The organism is Rhodopirellula sp. SH410, assembly GCF_055811895.1.
This window is the reverse complement of record NZ_CM147949.1, coordinates 3,744,371-3,761,629: the sequence shown is the minus strand read 5'-3', so window position 1 is coordinate 3,761,629 and position 17,259 is coordinate 3,744,371. Positions and strand designations below refer to the sequence as shown.

Sequence of the window (17,259 nt, the reverse complement as noted above, 5' to 3'; positions counted from 1 at the left end):
ATGGTTGCGGTGGCATGCGGCATGGCTCAATGGGGTGCATTCGCGATTTTGACCCGTAGCCAATTTGCCATCAACAAAGGCAAGGGAAGTCCGACCCTGCTGCGATGGGGCGACTGCGATTGAAGCATCGCGTGAAGAAAATCGGACATAGCTTCGCTCGCCAGCGTCAGAGAACCCACGCTCTGGCGACGGTAGCAACGGGAGAAATCCGTCACCTGTTGTTCACGCGATGCGAAGTTCTGAGGAACGGGCGGAGAATTACTGTTTGAGATTGTGGCCGAACGCTCCGCGGTCGACCGTTCCGACCGCGGAGCGTTCGGCCACATATGTTCCGCTCGTTCCTAACGAACCCTGTCGATGTGGGGCGAGTCTCAATCGTCCGATGGTGCTTCCCACTGGTCACCCCACCCCGAGTATAGGTCGTGCAGCAGGGCTCGCCACTGTTCGGTCGTCCTCGATGCTGGGTAGGGACTTGGCATCGCGGGCTTGGCAGCCGTCCAGACAACTTCGAATTGTCCATCGCGGGTGACGCGACCGATTCGCGGCTTTCTGAACGTATGCTGCGTGGTGGCATCGATTCGCACATCACCTCCGGGCGAACGCATACGTTGGTTTCGCATGGAGCGACGGATTTCCGGAGTGTTGGTGGTCCCCGCGTCACGCACAGCCGACGCCCAAAGTTTGACGCCGAAGTAGGCGGCTTCCATCGGGTCGGTTACCACGCGTTGAGGCCCGTATTTCTGATGGAACCGAGCAATGAAATCGGCATTCTCAGGCGTGTCGATGCTTTGGAAGTAGGTTGATGCGGCGTAGTCGCCCGCCATGGCATCGACGTCCAAATGCCTGAGTTCTTCCTCTCCGATGCTGAAGGAGATTGTGGTCACGTTCTCCGGCGTAATCCCAGCTTTGCGTAGTTTGGCAAAAAATGCCTGGTTGCTATCGCCGTTGATCGAATTGAGGATAACATCCGGCTTGGCTTCCTTGATTTTATCGATCGCCGCCTGAACATTCGTGCTGCCCAGCGGCAGGAACTCTTCGCCGACGAATTCCGCACCGAGTTCGCTGAGCTGGTCCTTGATGATTTCGTGCATCACGCGAGGGAAGACGTAGTCGCTGCCGACGAGAAAGAAGCGACGCTTGCCCTCGAAGGCGTACGCCCACTTCACAGCCGGGATGGCTTGTTGATTGGGAGTGGCGCCGGTGTAAAACACATTGGGCGACTCTTCGATGCCCTCGTATTGAACGGGGTACACCAACAGGTTGTCAAATTCCTCGAACACCGGCACGACGGTCTTGCGACTCGCCGACGTCCAGCAACCGAATACGGTGCAGACGTGTTCCTGGACAATTAACCGTTCGGCTTCGCGGGCAAACGTCTGAGAATCCGAGCGACCGTCTGCGACGACCGCCTCGATCGGGCGGCCGAGCAAGCCGCCCTCGTGATTGAGTTCCTCAATCGCTAATAGAGCGGCGTCAACGATGGGTGACTCGCTATCGCTCATCGTTCCCGATAGCGAGTGCAAGATGCCCACCTTAATCGGCTCCCCGCTCGGAGCCACCGTGGCCGTGTCCACCGTGGCTGTGGACACTTTCCCCGTCGACAAGGGGTCAGGCTCGTCGCTGTCGGTTCCTCGGAGCCACAGAAAGCCGCCCACGCAGGCAAGCCCCAGCAGCGCGATCGCGATAGCCGCCGGCAGGACCGGGGCTCGACGCCCGATCGGGTTGCCCGTTCCATGCTTTGCGGACTGTGCAGACGGCTTTGAAAACACACCCGATTGGCTCGGAAGAGCGATGCCAACGCCTGAAATTGCCGCGTAGACCGAATTCAAATCTCGCTCCATCTCCTCCATCGACTGGTACCGGTCGTCTGGATTGGTTGCCATCGCCCGCGCAATGATCTGGCCGCACGCGGCCGGAACCCGCTGGTTGACCTCGCACGGGTCGGGGCGGGACGCATTGCAATGCGCGTACATCACCTGAACGACACTGCCGGTATCTTGGAATGGACTCTGGCCCGTTAACAATCCGTAGTAGGTTGCCCCGAGTGAATAGATGTCGCTCCGCGCATCAACATCGCCTGATTCCCATTGCTCGGGGCTCATGTAGTAGGGGGTGCCCAGCACCTGCCCCGCTTGGGTTAACTCCAATGACTGGCTTTGGGTGCGTTTGGCTAATCCGAAATCGGAAACCTTCACCGTACCCTCCTCCGTGAGCAGCAGGTTCGCTGGTTTGACGTCGCGATGAATCAAGCCTGCCTTATGCGCGGCGGCGAGCCCTCGGCAGGACTCGATGGCGATACGAGTGGCTTCGCCAACGGAGTAAGCGCCCGAGGCGTTGATGTGATCGTCGGCGCTCCCACCCGAGACGACTTCCATGGCCAGGAAGTAGTCCTCTCCATCTTGGGCGATCTCGAAGATCGTGACCGCATTGGGATGGTTCAGTTTACCAGCGCTCTTCGCCTCGGCCAGGAAACGGTTCAGGGCTTGTGGGTTGGCCGACAGTTCGGCGGGGAGCACTTTGATTGCGACATCGCGTTCAATCGACGCGTCGTGTCCCTTCAGGACGACGCCCATGCCCCCTACTCCCAGGAGCTCCGTGATCATGTATTTTCCGATGCGACGTCCCACCCAGGCTCGCGGGTTGGACCGCGCAGCCCCCGCAGCGTGGAAGGTCGTATCGCCACCGCCATCCATCGTCTCTCCGAAGGCCTCCGATGGATGCTCGTCCACTCGCCGTTGGGAGTCATCAAAACGGTCGGTGCTATTTTCGCCCATGATGGTTTCGAGTCGTGTTTTGTGGTGTTAGTGGACTGGTTTTGTCACCCCTTCAGGCGCATCACAACGCGCCCGTTGGAATCGAACCCATTGGAATCGCGCCCGTTGGGATGCAGGTCGACGCCGCGCACTGCAGGTTTGGCATCCTATGGTGATACTCTCGGGGCATCGGACCGCGCCACCATCATCCGCCGTCCGGTGGTTTTGACGATTTCGCTCGTTCGACCCGCCGCCGCACCGATGCATGCGTGAGGGTGCTCATCGTCACATGCAGAGCCCATCTGAGGAACGCGGACTGATTTTCCCCAGTGCGTTCAAAAACACGGACGAAATATCTTATAGCACATTGAGCCTGGGGGCGTCGCCGGAGTCGTCGAGATTTTGGAACGGAAAAACGGCAGTGGTGAGTGTGCCCATCGGGGGCACCCGCAGGTCCTCTGTTTCGCTCGGGGCAATTTCCCCGCGTTCCCCGCGCGGGTGCCGTGCCCCCACGCGTCGCTCTCTACCGCCCTGGCTCCCCGCTCTTGACGGCAGTCGATCGGCTAGCTAACCTTCTCTCATTAGCCGTTCTTACGATTGACGCCACAGGTATCACCTTTTCTAATAGAGTACACGTTTGCAGCTCCGAACCTTTGAACTTTTCTGTCACGTTTCCGACCAACGGAGCTTCTCGAAAGCTGCCGAGGCGGCGGGCGTTACCCAGAGTGCGGTCAGTCAATCGATCGGGCACCTGGAAGAATCATTAGGTTCGAAGTTGTTCGATCGTTCGAAACGCCCTTTGGCGTTGACGGAGGCCGGCCAGATTTTTCTGCGTGGCGTTCGGGAGATCGTGTGTCAGTACAAAGAGCTCGTCGAGCAGGTACAGAACCACGACCGTCGGCGTAGTGACACCGTGACGGTGGGGACCGTGTATTCGGTGGGTCTGAGCTACATGCCTGAGGCGACGAAGGCATTTGAGGAAAATCACCCCAACGTTCACGTGAAAACGGAATTCGGCTCGAGCCAGCGGGTTGTCGAGCTGGTGCTCGAGAACAAGGTTGATTTCGGACTGGTCAGTTTCCCCCGGGCAACCAAGATTCTCGGCACGATTCCGTGGCAGGCCGAACCGATGCGATTGGTTTGTTCAGCGGAGCATGCCTTCGCCAGTGAGACGGAGATTCCGGCGTCGCGATTGAAGGGTGTTGATATGATTGGGTTTGAGCGTGGGCTCGTCCTGCGTCAGGCCATCGATCAATGCTTGAAAGCGGCGGGCATCTCGGTGATGACCACGATGGAGTTCGACAACTGCGACTCGATCGTGCGTGCCATTCAGGCCAACCGGGGACTGGGGATTGTCCCGGAGGCGGCCGTGCGACGGGAAACGGCCAACGGCACGCTTCGTGTCATCGCCTGTCGCGAGGTCCAGATGGTTCGTCCCTTGGGGATCATCTTTCGCAAACGAGGCACATTGAGCCGCGCGGCGATCGAGTTCGGCTCGCTGTTGCTGGGCCACGAAATGGAGCATGACCTGCTCACCAAAACCGAAGCGGCCAAGGCGGACCGCGACAAATGTGAATCGAATGATCGAGCCGCATCCGTGCTGATCTAGTTCGTTCCTATCAAAATCTCTTCACTCTAGCCAGCAATCAAACGACGATGAATCCACTCAATCGATATCATTTACCACCGGCCCAAGGTCTCTACGATCCAGAAATGGAAAAGGATGCCTGTGGGGTCGGCTTCGTCGCGCATATCAAAGGCGTCGCCAGTCACCAAACCGTGATCGATGCGGACACGATTCTGCAAAATATGGATCACCGTGGTGCCTGCGGGTGCGAACCGAACACAGGCGACGGTTCGGGGATCCTATGTGGATTGCCGCACAAGTTCTTGCGTAAAGTTGCCAAGGCTGACTTGGGGGTGGATTTACCCGAAGCGGGCAAGTTCGCAGCGGGACTGATCTTTTTACCGCCCGATGACGCCGAGCGGAAAATTTGCAAAGACACCGTTGAGAAGCTGATCGCCGAAACGGGACAGCGGTTAATCGGTTGGCGTGAGGTCCCTCAACAGGCCGACGCAGCGGATATTGGTCCGACGGCACGTCTCAGCGAACCGGTGATTGAACAGCTGTTCGTCGCCGCCGCCGATGGGCTCTCTGAAGAGGAATTCGAGCGGAAGCTGTACCTCGTTCGCAAACAGGCTTCGCATCTGCTGCGGGGCAGTGAAACACTTGAGCAAGCGCTCGTGTTTTACGTTTGTTCGCTGTCGACGAAGGTCATCATTTACAAGGGGATGCTCACACCCGCGCAGGTCATGCCGTATTTCCCTGATCTCCGTGATGATGACTTTGAGACACATTTGGCAATGGTCCATAGCCGTTTTTCGACCAACACGTTCCCGAGTTGGGACCGCGCCCAGCCGTTGCGATTCATGAGCCACAATGGCGAGATCAACACGTTGCGCGGTAACCGGAACTGGATGCGTGCCCGTGAGGGGATGGCTGAGAGTGAGATTTTCGGTGACGAGCTGAAGAAGCTATTTCCGGTTATCGAACCGCACCTGAGTGATTCCGGCACGTTCGACAATGTGCTGGAGTTCCTGTTGATGAACGGGCGCACGCTGCAGGAAGCGATCATGATGATGGTGCCCGAAGCATGGCAGATGCATCAGACGATGCCCGAGGAAAAACGGGCCTTCTACGAGTACTTCAGTTGTTTGATGGAACCGTGGGACGGTCCGGCGTCCATTGTATTTACCGATGGGCATTACATCGGTGCCACGCTCGACCGCAATGGTTTGCGTCCGAGTCGGTATTACATCACGCACGATGATCGTGTGATCATGGCGAGTGAAGTCGGCGTGCTGCCAGTCGATCCATCGATCGTTCGCGAGAAGGGGCGACTGCAACCGGGCAAGATGTTTCTGATCGATTTTGAACAGGGACGTCTGATTCCCGACGAGGAACTCAAACGCGAATTTGCGATTCGCAAGCCGTATGGCAAGTGGCTCAAGGAACAGCGAATCCGCTTGTCCGATTTGCACCCGGAACAGGAACCGCACGGTTTTGATGGTGAGACGTTGCTGCCACGGATGCAGGCGTTTGGATACACCTCCGAAACGATGAACTTCATGCTCCGCCCGCTCGTCGAGCAAGCCCGTGATCCAGTGGGTTCGATGGGTAACGACTCCGCGCTGGCTTGTTTGTCAGACAAGCCACGGCTGATCTACGATTATTTCAAACAGCTGTTCGCGCAAGTCACCAATCCCGCAATCGATTCGATTCGCGAGGAAGTGATCATGTCGTTGGAGTGTTATATCGGCCCCGAGCAGAACTTGCTCGCCGCGACGAAGCATCACTGCCATCGTTTGCTCGTGGATCATCCGATCTTGACCAACGAAGAAATTGCCACGCTCAAGCACATCAACTACGAGGGTTGGCAAAGCCGCACGATCGATATCACATTCGATCGTAGTGAAGGCAAGGCGGGCCTGCAAAATACGCTCGACCGAATCTGTGCCGAAGCCGAAGCGGCATGTGACGACAACATTCAATTGATCGTTTTGACCGATCGCGCGGTATCCCATGATCGCGTGCCTGTCAGTGTGCTCATGGCCACAGGTGCCGTCCATCATCACTTGATCGCCCAAGCCAAACGGACCCGCGTTGGGTTGGTGCTCGAGACCGGCGAGGCCCGTGAGGTGCACCACCACTGTCTGCTGATTGGCTACGGTGCCGATGCGATCAACCCGTATCTCGCCTTTGAATCGCTATGGCAGGCTCACCGTGACGGGCTGCTCCCGCCTGAATTTGACGACGACTCGATTGTTTCGGCATACCGAAAATCGGTCGGCAAGGGCATGTTGAAGGTGATGGCCAAAATGGGCATCAGCACGTTGCAAAGTTACAAGGGCGCGCAAATCTTTGAGGCCCTCGGACTACGCGACGAAATTATCCAACGCTGCTTTGTCGGTACGGCCAGTCGTATCCAGGGGGTCACCTTTGACATTCTGGCCGAAGAAACGTTGCGTCGCCATGGGCTCGGCTATCCCGAACGAGCCAACGATCGGCTTCCTTCATTACCCAATCTCGGCGAGTACCACTGGCGTGCGGAAGGTGAAAAGCATGCGTGGAGTCCACAGTCCATCTCCAGTTTGCAGCTCGCCGCTCGTAACAACAACGAGGACGCCTATTGGCAGTTCGCACATGTGATCAACGAAGAAAACCGCAATCGTTGCACCTTGCGTGGGTTGCTCGGTTTCCGGGAAGGCGTCGCTGGCCCATCGATTCCGCTGGACGAAGTGCAGAGTGCAAAAGACATCGTGAAACGATTTTGTACCGGGGCGATGAGCCTGGGCAGCATCAGTGCTGAGTCGCACGAAGCGTTGGCGATCGCAATGAACCGCATGGGTGGAAAGAGCAACACCGGCGAGGGTGGCGAGGATCCCGTTCGTTTCAAGGCAATGGAGAACGGTGACTCGAAGCGGTCGAGCATCAAACAGATCGCCTCGGGGCGGTTCGGTGTCACCATTGAATATCTCGCTAACGCGGATGAACTGCAGATCAAAGTCTCCCAGGGTGCAAAGCCTGGCGAAGGCGGTGAGTTGCCGGGTAAGAAGGTCGATGACTACATCGCGGGAATTCGCTACAGCACTCCCGGTGTCGGTTTGATTAGCCCGCCGCCGCACCACGATATCTATTCGATCGAGGATTTGGCGCAGCTGATCCACGATCTAAAAAACAGCAACCCGTCAGCGCGAGTGAGTGTCAAACTCGTTAGCGAGGTGGGTGTGGGTGTGATCGCATCGGGTGTTGCCAAGGCACATGCCGACCACATCCTGATCTCCGGTGACACCGGTGGTACGGGTGCCTCACCGCTGACAAGTATCAAACACGCGGGTTTACCGTGGGAATTGGGGATTGCCGAGACACATCAGGTGCTCGTTCTTAACGATCTGCGCAGCCGTGTGGTTCTGCAGACCGATGGTGGCCTGAAGACGGGTCGCGACGTGGTGATTGCGGCACTGCTCGGTGCCGAGGAATTTGGTTTTGCAACCGCTCCTCTGATCACACTCGGCTGCATCATGATGCGGAAGTGTCACTTGAATACCTGCCCCGTCGGCATCGCGACACAGGACCGCGAACTGCGTAAGAAGTTCACAGGCAAGCCCGAGCACGTTGTCAATTACTTGTTCATGGTCGCCGAAGACGCTCGACGATTGATGGCGAAACTCGGTTTTCGTACCATCGATGAAATGGTCGGACGCAGTGACGTGTTGATGACGGACGACGCGATCAAACACTGGAAGAGCGACGGATTGGATCTAACCCAAGTGCTCAAACCGGCCGCGAAGCCGCACGAGAACGTGGGCGTCATCTGCTCGCGGAAGCAGGACCATGGCTTGGAAAAATCATTGGACATGACCAAGTTGCTCGGGGAAGCCCGCTCGGCAATTGATACCGGCGAGCCGGTTCGGATTGTTTCGCCAATCATTAATATCAACCGCACCGTGGGCACCATTTTGTCCCACGAAATCGCTAAAGTGCACGGCCAAAAGGGACTGCCGGACGATACGATCCATATTGATCTGACCGGTTCAGCGGGGCAGAGTCTCGGTGCGTTTTTGGCGCACGGTGTGACCATTGAACTCGAGGGTGACGCCAACGATTATGTTGGCAAGGGACTCTCGGGTGGACGAATTGTTGTCTATCCGCCACGCGAACGAACTTTTTCGTCGGCTGAGAATGTCATTGTTGGCAATGTTTGCTTGTACGGTGCCACCAGTGGTGATGCCTTCTTTAGCGGTCGCGCTGCTGAACGATTCTGCGTCCGCAACAGCGGTGCCAACGCCGTCGTTGAAGGCGTGGGTGATCATGGCTGTGAGTACATGACCGGTGGACGGGTTGTTGTCCTCGGATGGACAGGCCGCAACTTCGCCGCCGGGATGTCGGGCGGGATCGCTTATGTCTGGGATCGCGCAGGTGATTTCAACTTGAATTGCAACCTCGCCACCGTGGAGCTCGAAAAGATCCAACCTGGTGAAGAGGAAGCGATCGTCAAGGACATGATTCAGCAGCACGTGGATTTCACGTCGAGCGATGTGGCCGCTGAGGCGATCGCAAACTGGGACACCTTCCTCAGTCAATGTGTCAAAGTCATGCCGACCGATTACAAGCGGGTTTTGCAGGAACGCGAGAAAAAGCAAGCCGCTGGCTCTGTTCCGGCAGCCGTTTAACGACGTTTAATTTTTAAGTGAGGTTGTCTTTGCACCGCGAAAGCAACCTCACTCGCAACTTTCGCCGAGCGAAAGGCGACCACCACACCTTACATTCTCTTCAACTTCACAGGATCAATACCATGGGCAAGATCACCGGGTTTACCGAGTTCGACCGCGAAAAAGTGCCATGGCGTCTGCCAGTTGTGCGGATCAACGATTACGACGAAATCTACACCGAGCATAAGACCGATCAGCTGCGCACCCAAGGTGCGCGGTGCATGGACTGTGGCGTCCCCTTCTGCCAATCGGCCAGTGGATGTCCGGTGGATAATTTGATTCCGGAATGGAACGACCTCGTTTACAACAACCGTTGGAAAGAGGCGATTGAGCGTCTGCATAAGACGAACAATTTCCCCGAATTCACCGGTCGGACCTGTCCCGCTCCCTGCGAGGGTGCGTGTGTGCTGGGGATTACGAATCCGCCGGTCACGATCAAGAATATTGAGAACGCGATCGTCGATCGGGCGTGGGAAGAAGGTTGGATTAAACCGGAACCGCCGCAGTCGCGAACAGGCAAGAAAGTTGCAATCGTCGGCAGTGGTCCCTCCGGATTGGCCGCCGCTGACCAGCTCAATAAGGCTGGGCACTTGGTGACGGTGTTCGAGCGGTCCGACCGTGTCGGTGGATTGTTGCAGTACGGCATCCCCAATATGAAATTGTCGAAGAAGGTGCTGCAGCGGCGTGTTGACAAATTGGCCGCCGAGGGCATCGAGTTTCGTACCAGTGTCAATATTGGCAAGGACATCACGACGGACGAGCTGCGGGATCAATACGATGCGGTATTGCTCGCCTGTGGTGCGACCAAACCTCGCGATCTGCCCATCGACGGCCGCGACGGCAGCGGTGTGCATTTTGCCATGGAATTCTTGACCGCCAATACCAAGCAAAGCGTTCACGGTGACAAGCTCAACGATGATTTCATCAGTGCCGAAGGCAAGGATGTGATCGTGATTGGGGGCGGTGACACCGGTACGGATTGTATCGGTACGAGTATTCGCCATGGTTGCCGCTCACTGGTCAACTTCGAACTGTTGCCCAAGCCCGCTGAAGATCGCTCGCCTGATAATCCGTGGCCTGAATGGCCGCGTGTTTTCCGTGTCGATTATGGGCATGAAGAAGCCGAGACCAAATTTGGCAAGGACCCTCGCGAGTACCAAATTCTGAGTAAAAAGTTTTTGGTCGACGATGCTGGCAAACTGCAAGGCATTCAGACCGTTGCGGTCGAATGGACCAAGAACGATGAAGGTGGCTGGCAGATGAGTGAAGTCGCCGGCAGTGAGAAAGATTGGCCCGCCCAGTTGATTCTGCTGGCCATGGGATTCCTAGGCCCAGAACAATACGTGGCCGAATCACTCGGTATGAAGACCGACGGACGCAGTAATTTCCAAGCTGAGTACGGGAAGTTCGCAACGAGCATCGATGGCGTCTTTGCCGCAGGCGATTGCCGTCGTGGTCAGAGTCTCGTCGTGTGGGCGATCAACGAGGGCCGCGGTGCGGCACGTGCGATCGATACGTACCTGCAGGGTTCGAGTCTTTTGCCAGCACCGGGTGTCACGCTGGGAACTTCCTTGGCGGTCGTCTGATTGAGGCGAGGGCGAAGCTTGGCGATGGAGCTGGCACCGCCAGAGTGATGGTGTCGCCTAACGGCGCGGGCAATGCCCCGCGCTGTTACCGTGGATGCAGCTGCCACGAAAAGTCTGTCGGTGCCGGTTCGTTCGGCGTCGACGTGTATACTGGCGATTCGCAGCAGCGGCCTAAGGCCCTTGATTACCGCGAGCAGGCCCGTGTTATCATCGGAAGCTCTTGAGATTACGATGCCCACCTCGGGCGGACTCGCCGCACCGTTTCCCCAATAACGGAAGGGCACTCGCCGTGCGTTTTCGTTTCCCTCCTTCATTGATGGTCTCAACATGCATTTGGTGTTCCCTGCCCTATCCCGTGTCAGCTTGATTCTTTGTACGTTTGCCGCGGTCGGGCTCCCATCGACCGCTCAGCACGCTGTCGGATCCGAGCCGGCACCGACAGCCCCGGTGATTCGGTTGGGGATCATTGGACTGGACACCTCGCATTCACCGGCAATCGTCAAAACTTTTAATGACCCACAGCCTGCTAATGAGGCTTTCGCGGGGTTTCGGGTGGTTGCGGCCTATCCGTTTGGCAGTCAGACGATTGAGTCCAGCGCCAGTCGGATTCCCAAGTACACCGCGGACGTCCAAGAGCAAGGCGTTGAGATTGTTGATTCGATCGACGAACTGCTCACCAAGGTCGATTGTGTATTCCTGGAAACCAACGATGGCCAGCTGCACTTGGAGCAGGCGTTGAAGGTGTTTCGAGCTTCCAAGCCAGTCTTCATTGACAAGCCGACCGGATCGAATCTGGCGGAGACGGTTGCGATCTTTCGGGCTGCGGAGCATTTCCAGGTGCCGGTATTTTCCGCATCATCGCTGCGATACACCGCGGGTGCTCAAGCGATTCGGGCGGGCAAGGTTGGTCGTGTGCTCGGCTGTAGCAGCTACAGTCCCTGCTCGCTCGAGCCATCGCATGTTGACCTGTTCTGGTACGGCATCCATGGCGTCGAAACGCTCTTTACCTGCATGGGCCCCGGGTGTCTTTCGGTGCAGCACACGGAAACCAAAACGTGTCAGTTCTCAGTAGGCACGTGGGACGAAGGCCGTGTGGGGACGTTCCGCGGGATCCAATCAGGTCGTTCGGGATATGGTGGCACCGCGTTTGGCGAGAAGGCCATCAGCGAAGTGGGCTCCTATGCCGGCTATGAACCGCTGTTCGTTGAAATCGCAAAATTCTTTCGCACCCACGAGTCGCCGGTAGCCCCACAAGAAACAATCGAAATCTATGCGTTCATGCAGGCCGCCTTTGCGAGCAAGCAGGCCGGGGGTAAGTCCATTGAGATCGCCGACGTCATGAAAACGGCGTCCGCGGAGGCCACCGAGTTACTCGCAGGCAAACTCACTGACCAAGGCGAGTAGGGTCATCTGAAGTGGGTGCATCCTACCGAGGACCTTGATGATGCTCACGCGCTGAAACAACTTCCATGGGAGCGACTGCGTCTGTTCGCAGCCGCTCCCTTTTTTATGGGGTATCTTTTCGTGGGCGAACGGCTCGTGGGCGAACGGGTCGTCGCCTCTCGGGGCGTGAGCGGACCGCTCGTGAATGGACGTGTCGCCGGCGAACGGGCCCGCCTGCCGACTCCGCTGTGTGTGATCAGGGACAGGTACCCGCCGAACGGGAGCCTCTCGGCACAGCGGCGATTCCCAACGGTTCGGGAAGAAACACTGTTTGTGGGGATCGTAATCGGCCTCCACGCACCATCGTGAAGAGGATGGTTTCCGGTGGCAAAGGTTGACTTACCCATACCAGCACGCGATAATGTTGGGTGGCCCCCGCCGCAAATCAGGTTCGCGGGTTCATTGGAAGTTTTTTGATGCGAGTTGCATCGTCTTTTAACGAATCTTGTGTCAAAATGGTTCGCAAGAAGGTTTTTTTGGCGGATAATTTCGCCTTATGTGCATTTATTGATTGAGAGGCAAGCCTTCTTCGGACATTTCTCGCGAGCTAGTGATTATTACGAGCTGGCGGTGATGGCTGTTTTCATTCCTTATTTATTAAGCAGACGGAACCCATGAACTTTTCAACGAGCACACTCGCTCCGGAAAAGCCGATCAACGTCTCGCCGCGAAAATCGGAGTCTTTGCGCAGCGGAACAGAATCGGCTTCTTCGGACAACGAGATCACAGACGAAGAACTCATCGCACGGTATCGCGAAACGGCGGACCGCGCAATCTACGAGACCTTGATGCGACGTTATGAGCGTGAGATCTACGCTTACCTACGTCGGTACATGGGTAACGCAGAGATGGCCGAAGACGCTTTCCAGGGTACTTTTTTGCAGGTGCACCTGAAGTGTCAACAATTCGATTTGACCCGCCGTTTCCGACCGTGGTTGTATGCGATCGCCACAAATCAGGCGATCGATGTCCAGCGGCGAAACAAACGCCATCGCATGGTTAGCTTGGATCGCCCGGGTGGATGGCAGGACGACGATCGGGGTGGAAGCTGGTCCGAGAAACTTGTCGGCGCCAGTGCCGATCCGCTGGCGGAAGCTGCCCGTGAAGAGAATGGGCGGTGGGTGCACGACGCGGTTGCCCAACTGGGCAAACCGATGCAACAGGTCGTCGAACTGGTTTATTACCGAGGATTGAAATACCGCGAAGCCGCCGATGTACTGGGGATTCCAGTGGGCACCGTTAAGAGTCGCCTGCACTCCGCGATTCATCAGCTGGGCGGATTCTGGGACGATTCGCACGACCCCAGTTAGTGCTGCGTCGATCAAGTTCGACCGCTGGGACATTTACCTACGGTTCAAAAAGCCACGCTATCCGAGATAGCGTGGCTTTTTTATTTGCCTGCGACGTTGTCGCCTCGCCGAAACTCCACCTCGACTGGTGACGAGGGGAATCGGCTCTGGTAATCTCACCGCTGATTGGATCAACGTGTGTGAATTGCCCCTTCCCCTTACTCTCTTTGTAGCCACCTCTCATGCTTTTTGCTGTCGGACAACTTGTGGCCGGTTCGCTGTTATTGCTCGTGGGCGGCGAGGGGGTAGTACGTGGTGCGTCACGGCTAGCGATTCTGGCGAGGCTGAGTCCGTTATTCATTGGATTGACCGTGGTGTCGCTTGGCACCAGTGCCCCGGAGATGGCCGTGAGCGTGGCGACAGCCATGCAGGGTCAGGCTGATATTACGATCGGTAATGTCGTTGGCAGCAATCTGTTCAATATGTTGGTGATCGTGGGGGTGAGCGCGATTGTCGCGACGCTACCGGTCGATCGCCAGATCACGTCCTTCGATGCACCTTTCATGGTTGCAACGTGTATCGCGATGGGGGTGCTCGGATACGACGGCAATATCGACCGGTTTGACGGAATTGGGCTGTTGATCGCGTTGCTCGTGTATTTCGGGATCTCGTACAAGCTTGGCAAACGCAATGCTCCCGAAGCGATCAAAGAGTTCGTCGAGGATGTTGCTGGCGAACCGATGCCCACCGGATCGTGGGTGCGTACCGCCGGAGCGGTGCTATTGCAGTTCATTATTTTGGCTGTCGGTATCGGCGCGTTGATCTTGGGATGCGAATGGTTCGTCGCAGGGGCTGTTACTTTTGCCCGCTACTTTGGATTGTCCGAAGCCGTGATTGGATTGACCATCATTTCAGTCGGCACGTCACTACCGGAACTCGTCACGTCCGTAGCGGCCACGCTCAAAGGCGAGCGTGGGATCGCGATTGGCAATGCGGTCGGTAGTACGATTCTGAACATCCTGGCAGTGCTCGGTGTCTCGGCGGTTGTTTCGCCAGTCGGCCTGAACGTTTTGCGATCGCTTGAATTCCTAGACATTCCCGTCATGATTGGTGCAGCGATCGTGACTTGGTTCGTACTGCGAACGCATCAGACGGTCTCTCGCATCGAGGGCATCGTGCTGGTTTTAATCTACGTGAGCTACGTGACCTACCTATTGATGGACGCAGCTTGAGATGAGCACTCATTCGCTGCGGTACTCCCGGCGAGAATTAGTCGAGATGGCGTTCGGCTCAGCGGCCGCTGGCTTATTTGCGTCTTCGATCGGATGCGATCAGCTCGCTCGAATGGTTTCCGATCCGCTGCCGACTGCCGGTGAGTTGCTGTCGCAGAATCGCCGCACCGGTCACAAAATCCGAGATCTTGCGGCCGTGCCACGATCGGCTCAGCGGCCGACCGAGAGCCATCAATGTGTCATCATTGGCGCTGGTGTGGCGGGGTTGTCTGCCGCATGGCACGCGGCTCGGCTCGGTATCGACGACCTATTGGTGCTCGAGTTGGAAGCGGTTCCGGGTGGTACCTCACGCTGCGGCAGAGCCGATGGTTTTCAGTTTCCGTGGGGAGCTCACTACCTGCCGGTTCCCCAACGTGACAATGAACCGTTGATTGAGTTTTTGACTCAGTGCGGTGTGCTGCACGTGGACACCAATGGAGCCGTTGAGGTTGGTGAGCAGTATCTCTGTCGCGATCCCGAAGAGCGAATCTTTGCGCGTGATCAGTGGTGGGGCGGATTGTATCCCGAGGCGGTAGCGTCTCGAGATGATCAGTTGGAACTACAACGATTCCTCGACGAGATGAAGCGGCTAGCCCTCGAACGTGGTGACGATGGGCGACGGATGTTCGCCCTGCCGACACGTCAAAGTTCATCGGGTCGCGAGGCGCGCCGATTTGATCAGCGATCGATGTCGCAGTGGATGGACGATCAGGGTTTCGATTCGCCGCCGCTACGGTGGCTCGTCGACTACGCCTGCCGAGACGACTACGGACTGCGCGCCGACCAAACGAGCGCTTGGGCGGGGCTATTCTATTTTGCGGCGCGGATCGATGGTGAATCCGGAGCATCCCAAGGTGTGATGACCTGGCCCACTGGCAATGGCTTCCTGGTCGAAAAATTGGTTGCGTCGTTGGGTGATCGCCTGCGACTCGGCCAAGCCGTCACGCGAATCACACCGACGGATCCGCATGCCGAGCATTCATCACTACTGCTCGATGTCATGGACAGCGACACCTCGGCGAGATCAACAATCGAAGCGGAGCACGTGATCGTCGCAGTGCCACAATTCATCGCGTCACGCATGCTCGATGCGAAATGGATGGAATCACGAAACGTGCAACGTGACATCCCCGCCGAAGTATTCTCCTACGGGTCGTGGGTGGTCGCGAATGTACACTTGTCCGAGCGGCCCCGTGAAGCAAGCTTTCCAATGAGCTGGGACAACGTGATCATGTCCTCCGGGTCTTTGGGATATGTCAATGCAACTCACCAGCTGGGCCTGGACCATGGGCCGACGGTGCTGACGTGGTACCAGGCGTTGGCGGATGGCCAACCAGCGGCGGTTCGAGATCAACTACTCACACGGACTTGGGCCGAGGTTGCCGAGACGGTGATCATGGACCTCGAGCTCGCACATGCCGATATTCGACCGATGATCACGCGTCTCGATGCCATGATTTGGGGGCATGCGATGCCACAACCGCGAGTCGGTTCCATTTTTCATCCCGCCCGCGAGAACGCGCGAAAGTCGATCGGCAATATCCACTTTGCCTGCACCGATTTGAGTGGCATTGCGTTATTCGAGGAAGCGTTCGAGCATGGGCGGCAGGCCGCAGGGCAATGCAGCTGATTCGTCGAATCGCGGATTCATGCAGCGGCGTCTCGCCCGCTGGCGGCGTGATGTTGCCCAGGAGTCCTAATCGCGTGTTGATGTATCGAGCCGATGCATGTGAGCAACCGGGCGCCTCGTGTCACCTGGTGCCTCGCGGAATTCAGCTCACTATTTCCGTTTAAACTTCGGCTAGATCAACAGCCTGTTAACGAACGGATGTCGTCCTACAAAGTTCTTATCTCGACGATGTTGGTGCCCCGGCAAACAGTTTGACGCGAATTCGATCAGCCCCACAGTCCTACCGAGCACGTCGCGCCTTGATTTGACGGTGGTCCTACGTTCGGGAGCCGATCTGATGGTTTTGCCGAGAGTAAATTGATGCTGCAGGATGTTTTTGCGATCAATTCGACTGCCCTCGCTTCATATTGGCACACCAAATGCGAACAGTGATCTCTCGAACGCGTGAGTGGTGATGTCCACTGCTACGCGGAATCCACTACAACTATTGGGAGATAGCCATGTTAGGCTGGGCGTTAACTTTTTTGATCATTGCGTTGATTGCAGGCGCGTTTGGATTTCTCGGTGTGGCAGGAACCGCCGCCAGCATCGCGAAGATTCTCTTTGTCGTGTTCCTCGTGCTCTTTGTGATCGGACTGATCATGGGGCGGCGTGGTCCCGTTGCTTAAGGCGGGCATGCGGGGTGAGCTGCTAGGCTCCGTTGGCTGCGACTGCATGTCGATGGAGCCGCAGCCTATGTGCGATAGCGACGGGCGATTCAATCAAATTCAAGGAATTATAGAAATGTCAGGTTCAATGATGATGTCCCTCAGGAGTTCACTGAGAAGTGTTTCGCTGATGGCAGCCTTGATAGTGTTTGGATCGCTTGTCAGCGGTTGTGAACGCAAGGAGAAAGTCCTGGACATCAACACACCGAATGGCGGTGGCGTCGAAGTCGAGCGGAATGTCGACACGGGGGCCGTTTCGGTCGACGTGGATAAAGTCAATTAGAGTCGTGTTCTGAAATCAGTTAAT

At 56.9% G+C, this 17,259-nt stretch carries 10 protein-coding genes; 9 read left to right on the top strand and 1 reads right to left on the bottom strand.

What is annotated here, in order from left to right:
- Nucleotides 1-371: 371 nt before the first annotated feature.
- On the bottom strand, nt 372-2,774 hold the full coding sequence (locus SH410x_RS13785) for a transporter substrate-binding protein (RefSeq protein WP_473677043.1): 2,403 nt from the start codon (nt 2,772-2,774) through the stop codon (nt 372-374).
- A gap of 616 nt (nt 2,775-3,390) precedes the next feature.
- Here SH410x_RS13785 and SH410x_RS13780 point away from each other — a divergent pair.
- From SH410x_RS13780 to SH410x_RS13740, 9 genes are all read left to right on the top strand, one after another.
- Nucleotides 3,391-4,362, top strand: coding sequence for a LysR family transcriptional regulator (locus tag SH410x_RS13780; RefSeq protein ID WP_473677042.1), 972 nt, complete (start codon nt 3,391-3,393; stop codon nt 4,360-4,362).
- Between the two features lie 47 nt (nt 4,363-4,409).
- The gene (gltB, locus tag SH410x_RS13775; RefSeq protein WP_473677041.1) at nt 4,410-8,987 is read left to right on the top strand and encodes a glutamate synthase large subunit; all 4,578 of its coding nucleotides are present in this window, start codon (nt 4,410-4,412) and stop codon (nt 8,985-8,987) included.
- A gap of 122 nt (nt 8,988-9,109) precedes the next feature.
- Complete coding sequence (locus SH410x_RS13770; RefSeq protein ID WP_473677040.1) at nt 9,110-10,612, top strand: glutamate synthase subunit beta; 1,503 nt, start codon at nt 9,110-9,112, stop codon at nt 10,610-10,612.
- 327 nt (nt 10,613-10,939) lie between these two features.
- Complete coding sequence (locus SH410x_RS13765; protein WP_473677039.1) at nt 10,940-12,016, top strand: Gfo/Idh/MocA family protein; 1,077 nt, start codon at nt 10,940-10,942, stop codon at nt 12,014-12,016.
- A gap of 653 nt (nt 12,017-12,669) precedes the next feature.
- Nucleotides 12,670-13,365, top strand: coding sequence for an RNA polymerase sigma factor (locus tag SH410x_RS13760; protein WP_473677038.1), 696 nt, complete (start codon nt 12,670-12,672; stop codon nt 13,363-13,365).
- A gap of 221 nt (nt 13,366-13,586) precedes the next feature.
- On the top strand, nt 13,587-14,576 hold the full coding sequence (locus tag SH410x_RS13755) for a calcium/sodium antiporter (RefSeq protein ID WP_473677037.1): 990 nt from the start codon (nt 13,587-13,589) through the stop codon (nt 14,574-14,576).
- Between the two features lies 1 nt (nt 14,577).
- Nucleotides 14,578-16,245 (top strand): flavin monoamine oxidase family protein, encoded by a 1,668-nt coding sequence (locus SH410x_RS13750; RefSeq protein WP_473677036.1) that lies wholly within the window; start codon nt 14,578-14,580, stop codon nt 16,243-16,245.
- 500 nt (nt 16,246-16,745) lie between these two features.
- Nucleotides 16,746-16,913 (top strand): DUF1328 domain-containing protein, encoded by a 168-nt coding sequence (locus SH410x_RS13745; protein WP_473677035.1) that lies wholly within the window; start codon nt 16,746-16,748, stop codon nt 16,911-16,913.
- A gap of 169 nt (nt 16,914-17,082) precedes the next feature.
- Nucleotides 17,083-17,235 (top strand): hypothetical protein, encoded by a 153-nt coding sequence (locus SH410x_RS13740; protein WP_473677034.1) that lies wholly within the window; start codon nt 17,083-17,085, stop codon nt 17,233-17,235.
- The last annotated feature ends 24 nt before the right edge of the window (nt 17,236-17,259 follow it).

Bases quoted from the DNA above. Each gene is read 5' to 3' on its own strand.
- SH410x_RS13785 (WP_473677043.1), bottom strand. From the start codon at position 2,774: ATGGGCGAAAATAGCACCGACCGTTTTGATGACTCCCAACGGCGAGTG.
- gltB (WP_473677041.1), top strand. From the start codon at position 4,410: ATGAATCCACTCAATCGATATCATTTACCACCGGCCCAAGGTCTCTAC.
- SH410x_RS13770 (WP_473677040.1), top strand. From the start codon at position 9,110: ATGGGCAAGATCACCGGGTTTACCGAGTTCGACCGCGAAAAAGTGCCA.
- SH410x_RS13765 (WP_473677039.1), top strand. From the start codon at position 10,940: ATGCATTTGGTGTTCCCTGCCCTATCCCGTGTCAGCTTGATTCTTTGT.
- SH410x_RS13760 (WP_473677038.1), top strand. From the start codon at position 12,670: ATGAACTTTTCAACGAGCACACTCGCTCCGGAAAAGCCGATCAACGTC.
- SH410x_RS13755 (WP_473677037.1), top strand. From the start codon at position 13,587: ATGCTTTTTGCTGTCGGACAACTTGTGGCCGGTTCGCTGTTATTGCTC.
- SH410x_RS13750 (WP_473677036.1), top strand. From the start codon at position 14,578: ATGAGCACTCATTCGCTGCGGTACTCCCGGCGAGAATTAGTCGAGATG.
- SH410x_RS13745 (WP_473677035.1), top strand. From the start codon at position 16,746: ATGTTAGGCTGGGCGTTAACTTTTTTGATCATTGCGTTGATTGCAGGC.
- SH410x_RS13740 (WP_473677034.1), top strand. From the start codon at position 17,083: ATGGCAGCCTTGATAGTGTTTGGATCGCTTGTCAGCGGTTGTGAACGC.